At 45.1% G+C, this 7585-nt stretch carries 6 protein-coding genes and 1 pseudogene; 4 read left to right on the top strand and 3 right to left on the bottom strand.

The window, feature by feature from the left end:
* Positions 1-191: 191 nt before the first annotated feature.
* From EWV84_RS07690 to EWV84_RS07675, 4 genes are all read left to right on the top strand, one after another.
* Positions 192-503: a DUF2499 domain-containing protein gene (locus EWV84_RS07690; RefSeq protein ID WP_002803528.1), complete on the top strand. Its 312-nt coding sequence runs from the start codon at positions 192-194 to the stop codon at positions 501-503.
* Positions 496-798, top strand: coding sequence for a DUF3593 domain-containing protein (locus EWV84_RS07685; protein WP_190358998.1), 303 nt, complete (start codon positions 496-498; stop codon positions 796-798). The genes EWV84_RS07690 and EWV84_RS07685 overlap by 8 nt, the downstream gene beginning before the upstream one ends.
* 299 nt (positions 799-1097) lie before the next feature.
* On the top strand, positions 1098-2117 hold the full coding sequence (locus EWV84_RS07680; protein WP_286825940.1) for a glycosyltransferase: 1020 nt from the start codon (positions 1098-1100) through the stop codon (positions 2115-2117).
* A gap of 236 nt (positions 2118-2353) precedes the next feature.
* Positions 2354-3229, top strand: a complete 876-nt coding sequence (locus tag EWV84_RS07675) for a Tab2/Atab2 family RNA-binding protein (RefSeq protein ID WP_287077534.1) — start codon at positions 2354-2356, stop codon at positions 3227-3229.
* A gap of 44 nt (positions 3230-3273) precedes the next feature.
* On the opposite strand, the gene EWV84_RS07670 is transcribed toward EWV84_RS07675, so the two are convergent.
* The 3 genes and pseudogenes from EWV84_RS07670 to EWV84_RS07660 all read right to left on the bottom strand — a co-directional run.
* Positions 3274-4743 carry a carotenoid oxygenase family protein gene (locus tag EWV84_RS07670; protein ID WP_287077533.1) on the bottom strand — a complete coding sequence of 490 codons (1470 nt, stop codon included), beginning with the start codon at positions 4741-4743 and terminating at the stop codon, positions 3274-3276.
* A 113-nt stretch (positions 4744-4856) separates the two neighbouring features.
* Complete coding sequence (locus EWV84_RS07665) at positions 4857-7028, bottom strand: glutamine synthetase III family protein (protein WP_287077531.1); 2172 nt, start codon at positions 7026-7028, stop codon at positions 4857-4859.
* Positions 7029-7392: 364 nt separating this feature from the next.
* Positions 7393-7585, bottom strand: a pseudogene (locus tag EWV84_RS07660) (hypothetical protein); the annotation flags it as partial.

The following is a 7585-nucleotide window of genomic DNA, read 5'->3' as shown; positions in this document are numbered from 1 at the left end:
AGATGGGGAGATGGGGAGATGGGGAGATGGGGAGATGGGGAGATGGGGAGATGGGGAGATGGGGAGATGGGGAGATGGGGAGATGGGGAGATGGGGAGATGGGGAGATGGGGGAATTCAACTAAAACCCCAACACCCTAACACCCTAACACCCTAACACCTATTTTTAACTTTTAACTTTTTTCTTTGCCAATGAATGCTTTATCAATACCGACGTGGATGGTTCATGTATCGAGTGTCGTAGAATGGATAGCGGCGATCTGGTTAGTCTGGACCTATGGCGACATCAGTAGCGATCGATCGTGGCGAATGTTATCTTGGGGAATGTTACCCGCTTTAATTGGGGCAATGTGTGCCTGTACATGGCATTTTTTTGATAATATCAGTGCCTTATCCTGGTTAGTCACCCTACAGGCAGCCATGACTGTCTTAGGAAATTTTACCCTCTGTGCTGCCGGTTGGTGGCTGTGGCGTTCCAGCAAAATCAGCGTTAACAATGAATAAAGAGAGTTTATTTGCCATCTCCCTGTTTCCCTATCTGGGGTTTCTTTGGTTGATCACTCGTTCGGGAAAAATGCCCCGTTTAGCCTTAATTGGCTTTTATGTGCTGTTAATCTTCGTTTTTATCACCATTCCTGCCGGTATCTACGCCAAAATCCACTATGGTCAAGAATTGGCTAACGTCGATTGGTTACACGGCAGCGCCGAACTTTTCCTCACCCTCTCCAATATTCTCGTCGTCTTAGGTTTTCGTCAGGCAATTTTAGCGAAAAAGGAAACAGAGAAAGGGGAACAGTGAACAGGGAGCAGTGAACAGGGATAAGGGGTGTAGGGAAGTGGGAAGTGGGGAAGTGGGGAATTGGGAATTGGGAATTGGGGTGTAGGGTGTAGGGTGTGGGAAGTGGGGAAGTGGGGAAGTGGGGTGTGGGGTGTGGGGAAGTGGGTAAGTGGGTAAGTGGGTAAGTGGGGAAGCTGTCTCATCACCCTATCACCCCAAAACCCTATCACCCTATTTCCTGACTCCTATCTCCTGTCTCCTATCTCCTGATAACTGAATTGTGATACAATCGCCCCAAAACGTCCCTGCGTCAGTCAACTATGTCCCCGATTACACCGTCCATCAGTGTCAACGAACCAAACCCGCAGGCTGCTATCCAGACTTTATCGGTAGTGGTTCCCATTTATAACGAAGTGGACAGTATCCCCCATCTCGTCGAGAGTATCGCCACGATTTTGCGTTCTTATCAAATTAACTACGAGATAATCTGTGTTGACGACGGTTCTAAGGACGGTTCCACCGAGGTTTTAACTAATTTAGCCAAAAATCGCGATGATCTCAAGGCGGTAATATTGCGACGCAACTACGGACAAACCCCCGCCATGGCTGCCGGATTTAATTATGCCACGGGACAGGTCATCGTTACCCTCGACGGCGATTTACAGAACGATCCCAATGATATACCCCTATTATTGGCCAAATTAGAGGAAGGTTATGACCTCGTGAGTGGCTGGCGCAAAAATCGCCAAGATGACCGGGTAAAACGGCTTTTACCCTCAAAAATAGCTAATTGGCTGATAGCAAAGGTTACAGGGGTCAAATTACACGACTACGGTTGTTCTTTGAAAGCCTATCGAGCCGAATTAGTCGCCGATATGAATCTCTACGGGGAATTACATCGCTTTTTACCCGCATTAGCTTTTATTGAAGGGGCAAAAATAACCGAAATTCCCGTTAATCACCACGCTAGACGGTTCGGACAGAGTAAATATGGTTTAGGTCGCACAATTCGCGTGATTATGGACTTATTTACTGTCTTTTTTATGAAAAAGTTCCTCACCCGTCCGATGCACATTTTTGGATTCTACGGACTTTTATCGATGGTAGTGGGGATTATTTTAGGCACTTATCTGACTATTCTCAAACTCGGTTTCGGACAAGAAATCGGCGATCGACCTTTGTTAATCCTGGCCGTGTTATTCTTTTTAACTGGGGTACAATTACTCTGTTTTGGTCTTTTGGCAGAAATTTTGATGCGAACTTACCATGAATCCCAAAAACGTCCTATCTACCGCGTTCGTACTGTTGTCGGGGATAGGGGATTTTTCAGTGAGCAGTGAGCAGTAAACAGTAAACAGTAATCAGTGAGCAGTAATCAGTAATCAGTAAAAAGACAGTAGGAAGCTGCTATTTAATACTGCCCACTTAATACATACTGCACACTTAAAGTAGGGAGGCACAATTATTTGTAGGATGGGTTAGCGCACTTCGTAACATGAGCGGGTGTTGGGTTTCATGCTTCAACCCAACCTACGTTCTCAAATCTGATAACTGATAACTGATAACTGAAAAAAATATGACTATTTGGGAACTTGATTTTTATTCGCGGCCGGTGGTGGATGAAAATAATAAAAAAAGATGGGAAGTATTAATCTGTGAAACTCCAGCAACAATCGATCGCTCCTCCGATACAATATTTAAATATGCCAGTTATTGTCCTAATACAACGGTTAATTCCCAATGGTTAGGAGAGGCAATTACTGCAGCTATCAAGGAAGCGGGGGTAACTCCCAAAAAAATTCGCTTTTTCCGTCGTCAGATGAATAACATGATTAGCAAAGCTTGCGAGGATATCGGTATTCCCGCTTCCCCTAGTCGTCGCACTCATGCTTTAACTAGATGGATAGAAGAAAGAATGGTTAATTTCTACCCTCAAGAAGTTGGTTATGATCAAAATTTAACTAAAACCGCTTCCGTGAATTATCCTCCTTTAAATGCGGTTCCCCTTCCCGATGCTGTCCGGGGAGATAAGGCAGATAAATGGGCTTTTGTCACGCTAGAATTGTCTTCTTTTAATGATATAAAAGATTGGGATATTAGCTTCGGAGAAAATTTGCCTACACTAGGGATGGGATTAGATGAAAATCTCAAAATACCCGGTTTAGTTATTTTTTCTCCCCGCGCTTTACCCTTAGCTGGTTGGATGTCAGGGTTAGAAATGGCCTATTTAAAGTTAGAAACTGGTTCTCGTCCTCTGCTACGTTTAGAAACAGGTGCTAGTGATAGCTGGATTCTCGTCAACGTCACTAATGCCGAGACTTTAAACGAAGCCAAAAACTTTGAAGAAGCTAAACAAAAAGCGAATAATCTGCATTTTTTAGCCATTCAATCTAACCCTGAATCGGAATCCTTCGCCGGTTTTTGGCTATTACAAGAAGGAACTCAAGAGTAAAGTTTATTAAAGGTGGGTTTTCAATCCACCCCCACAGAATTAACTTAAAAACATTGTCTAGTCCAACTACCGTGTAACCCGTAGGGAATATGATGTTTAAGATGAATAATCCCTAGGGAATTAGTGATATCTTTAGCATCTAAGATTACCATATTCGATCGATGATTGGCCGCATCGTAAGTGACTACCAATAACCAACCATCATCTTCAGCAATTCCATCGGGTTTAGGCACAAAAATTGGCTCACCTGCGAATCCCCGGGGAGCAAAAGAATGTAACTGTTTTTCTCCCGTTAATAAGTCCAGTTTTAAGATTGCTTGCAAAGGAGCATTACCAGTGGCATGATGAGTGGCAGCGATGTATAAATAACGGTAATCTTGACCAACTTTTGCAGGATTAATGCTGGGAAATTCACAACAATGCTCTAGAATACATTCTCTTGTAACGGTATTTTCTGATAAATTTAGTGTAAATCGCCACAGATGTCCGGGAGCTAAACTATCAAAATCTACCGATTGAAAATTGCTATTTGAATCCAGTTGTGGTAAGGATTGATAACAAATAGAATCGATATAGATTTTCTCCCCTTGCTCAAAAGCATTGCTATGATGGAACACAAAACCCGATGGAGTTTCTAAAACTTTCACTTCTCCTTTGTTAGGATCCCGGGGGATAATAATAATCTTAGTTAACTTGTCCGGTTGATTGATGACGCATTCTCCCGCACCTTTTAACCCAAAAAGAAAGGGAAAAGGATTATAACTAACCGGGTTTTGGAAAAAGATAGCGTAGTGGGGAGTAATAACAAAATCGTGGATAAAACAGAAGCCCGGTATACTGTGGGTATGACGACGTAATAACTTACCCGTGGGACTAATTTCGTAGAGAGTAATGGAACTCGACAAACCCGTTTTAATGGCAAAATTTACCAGACAAGGTTGATGATTATCGAAGATACAAGCGGGATCGATGCGAGGATGAGCGGCAAAAGAATCGCCTTTTTCCAAGATACCATCGAGACAGTCTAAACCAATAGTATCAAGGGTTTTAGCATCGAGGCGATGGGGTTCGGCCGCTTCCCAAAGTGCCAGTAATTTATTACCCCAGTAGATAACATTAGTATTAGCAATATTTTTCAGACGCAAATCAAAAGCATTGGCGAAAATTCCCCCCGGTTTTTTCGTGCCGAAAACTCCGCGATAAAGGGGTTTTCCCGCTTTCTGTTCCTGGAGATAACCCTCAGTTTTAACAAAACGATTACGATAATGTACGCGCCCATGATTGAAGCTAATCGCACTGATCATACCATCCCCATCGAAGGGATGAGCGATCGCAGTGCCAGCGATATCGAGTAAACCGGGGCCGTTTTTAAAGACTGTACCCTGTAAATCGGGGGGAATTTGCCCCTCGATGTCTTCTACCTCGTAATCGTACTCGTTAGGTTGGGATTGATAGCCTTTTTGCCAATCCTGACGATTATAGGATTTTTCGCCAATTGTCGGAGTTAATACCATAGTAGTTTTACGTTTGTATTTACTTTTCTTAACATAACTTAAAACTACCAGACCTAAAAAGAAGGGGGTGGCGAATCATTTTTCCAGCTATTCACCCCCTCCTTGCGGTCGTGTTATTTAACAAACAACATTTCTTGATAGGTAGGTAAGGGCCAGAAATTGTCAGCTACTTCCCCTTCCAGTGTGTCAGCATATTCGCGCACCTGATCCATCAAGGGACGGATAGTTTGAGCAGAATACTGCATATGTTCCTCGATCGAGGCAAAATCCTGTTTAGCTATGGCCGCACTCAGTTTGCTAACGCCATCCATCAGTAATTTAATTAGATTCGAGACAGTTTGGGCGCTTTCCTTATCGATCTCGATACCGATCGCCGCAGCATTAGCGATCGCCAATGACAATTCCGACAAGTAGCGAACGGCAGCGGGATAAATAATCGTTTTAGCCATACTTACCACCAGTTTCGCCTCCACCTCGATGGCCAGTAAATACTGTTCCGCATAGACATCAAAACGACTTTCCAGTTCAACGGGAGTAAACACACCCATGCGGGTAAACAGTTCTTCGATATAATCGGCCTTCAGCACGGGTAAAGCATCGGCAGTGGTGCGGAGATTAGCTAAACCGCGCTCTTCTACCGCCATTTTGTGCCATTCCGGGGAATATCCGTTACCTCCGAAGATCACATTTCTGTGTTTGTCCATGATCTCCTTGAGAACACCCTGGGCAGCAGTATTGAGGTCTGCTCCGGCTTTCATCTGGCTTTCTAAGTTATCCGCCACCCAAGTCAGGGAATCGGCTAGAATCGTGTTCATCGCCACCAGCGGCCCGGAAACTGACTGATTAGAACCCACGGCGCGGAATTCAAAGCGATTGCCCGTAAAAGCAAAGGGAGAGGTACGATTGCGATCGCCGGGATCCTTGGGAAATACCGGCAGGGTATCGACACCCAGATCCATCAACCCTGGGGCATCAGAACCCCCAATTTGTCCTTGGCTAATTTGGTCGAATACCTTTTCTAACTGGCTGCCCAAATATACCGAAATAATGGCGGGAGGAGCTTCATTTGCCCCCAAACGGTGATCATTGCTGGCGGTAGCCACCACTGCGCGTAAAAGCGGCCCGTACTTGTGAACACCACGAATAACCGCCCCACAGAATAACAAAAACTGCATATTAGCGTGGGGAGTATCGCCCGGATCCAGCAGATTGCCCTGGGTAGCGTTGCCGACAGACCAGTTAACGTGTTTTCCCGAACCATTAATCCCTGCAAAGGGTTTTTCGTGCAGTAGGCAAACAAAACCGTGTTTTTTAGCCGTACTTTTCAGCAAAGTCATAATTAACTGCTGATGGTCACTGGCCACGTTAGCGGCCTCGAAAAAGGGGGCAATCTCGAACTGTCCGGGAGCGACTTCATTATGGCGGGTTTTGGCTGGAATGCCGAGGCGATACATTCTTTCCTCGACTTCCTGCATAAACACCTGAACCCGTTCGGGAATCGCGCCAAAATAATGATCGTCGAACTGTTGACCCTTAGCGGCGGGTTTACCAAATAGGGTGCGACCGGTGAGCAGTAAATCGGGGCGACTATGGGCAAAATGAGCATCTACGAGGAAATATTCCTGTTCAGCGCCGCAGCTGGAGTTAACGGGGGCGACTTCCGTATGTCCTAAGAGCTTCAGCACCCTGGTGGCGGCTTTACTCATCGATGAAATCGAGCGTAAAAGCGGCGTTTTTTTGTCGAGGGCCTCTCCTGTCCAAGAGATGAACACCGTGGGGATACACAGGGTTACACCATTATCCGTCTCCATGACGTAGGCTGGACTGGTGACATCCCAAGCGGTGTAACCCCGCGCTTCAAAGGTGGAGCGAAGTCCGCCGTTAGGAAAGGAGGAGCCATCGGGTTCCCCCTGTACTAAGACTTTGCCCGTAAATTCTGTGATCACCGAACCGTCGCTCTGCACGGAGATAAAACCATCATGTTTTTCGGCGGTGGCGTTAGTCATCGGATAGAAGACGTGAGCATAGTACAGCGCCCCTTTGGACGTGGCCCAATCCTTCATCGCTGCCGCTACTGCACTGGCGATGGAAACGTCTAATTTTCCACCAGTTAAAATCGTGTTTTTGACCGATTTGAATACGTCTTTCGGCAGACTGGCCTGCATTTTGCTCAGGGTAAAGACATCGGTTGCCCAGAGGGCCTCTAAACGTTGCGGAATTTTGCTCGGTAGGGGTTTACGGTCTGTGACTTGAGAGATAGCTTGAACACGCGTTCCATAACTCATAAGTATTTTTCCTATTTGGCTGTGTCGTGGATAAAGGGTTACTTTATTTAGGCGATGACAAGTTTCCTACTAACTTTGATGTTGAATTCCGGTCAGAGGCTATTCTCCGCTTAATAATTTCGATCCCACGGCACAAGCTTCTGTGCGGTTTTTATCTGCTTGCGCCGGCCTCTTTCCCGATCAATTAGCAACACCAGCTTTCATCTTAAGAACAGATAATCGAGAGATTTGTATCAAACATTACAAATATCCCTATAAATGTTTCAGCCAGTGAACTTCTGTTTTGATCTAATGATTTTGAATAATGGGACTTATAGCGGTATTCGCTTGAGTGAGATACAGACAAAGTCTTGCCTAGAATGACTTATAGCTTGTTGCAGTATACCTCATTCGACTGCATACCGCTATAAATAAAACCTACTGTGAAGAAATTTGGCTCTTCGGTGGTGATTCGGTAGTAGTGATAGCGGCTTAATCCTTTGCTTTGCTGTGCATTATAGTCATGGATAAAATACCAAACAGCTCCAACGTGATTCTCCATTTTTTTAGAGAAAGAT

Origin of the sequence: Microcystis sp. M_QC_C_20170808_M3Col (assembly GCF_007095505.1) — a bacterium.
GTDB lineage: Bacteria > Cyanobacteriota > Cyanobacteriia > Cyanobacteriales > Microcystaceae > Microcystis.
The sequence above is the reverse complement of the archived record's forward strand: the minus strand, read 5'-3'. Positions and strand labels throughout refer to the sequence as shown.

Excerpts from the sequence above, each read along its gene's own strand:
- EWV84_RS07690 (WP_002803528.1), top strand. The coding sequence starts at position 192 with ATGAATGCTTTATCAATACCGACGTGGATGGTTCATGTATCGAGTGTC.
- EWV84_RS07685 (WP_190358998.1), top strand. The coding sequence starts at position 496 with ATGAATAAAGAGAGTTTATTTGCCATCTCCCTGTTTCCCTATCTGGGG.
- EWV84_RS07680 (WP_286825940.1), top strand. The coding sequence starts at position 1,098 with ATGTCCCCGATTACACCGTCCATCAGTGTCAACGAACCAAACCCGCAG.
- EWV84_RS07675 (WP_287077534.1), top strand. The coding sequence starts at position 2,354 with ATGACTATTTGGGAACTTGATTTTTATTCGCGGCCGGTGGTGGATGAA.
- EWV84_RS07670 (WP_287077533.1), bottom strand. The coding sequence starts at position 4,743 with ATGGTATTAACTCCGACAATTGGCGAAAAATCCTATAATCGTCAGGAT.
- EWV84_RS07665 (WP_287077531.1), bottom strand. The coding sequence starts at position 7,028 with ATGAGTTATGGAACGCGTGTTCAAGCTATCTCTCAAGTCACAGACCGT.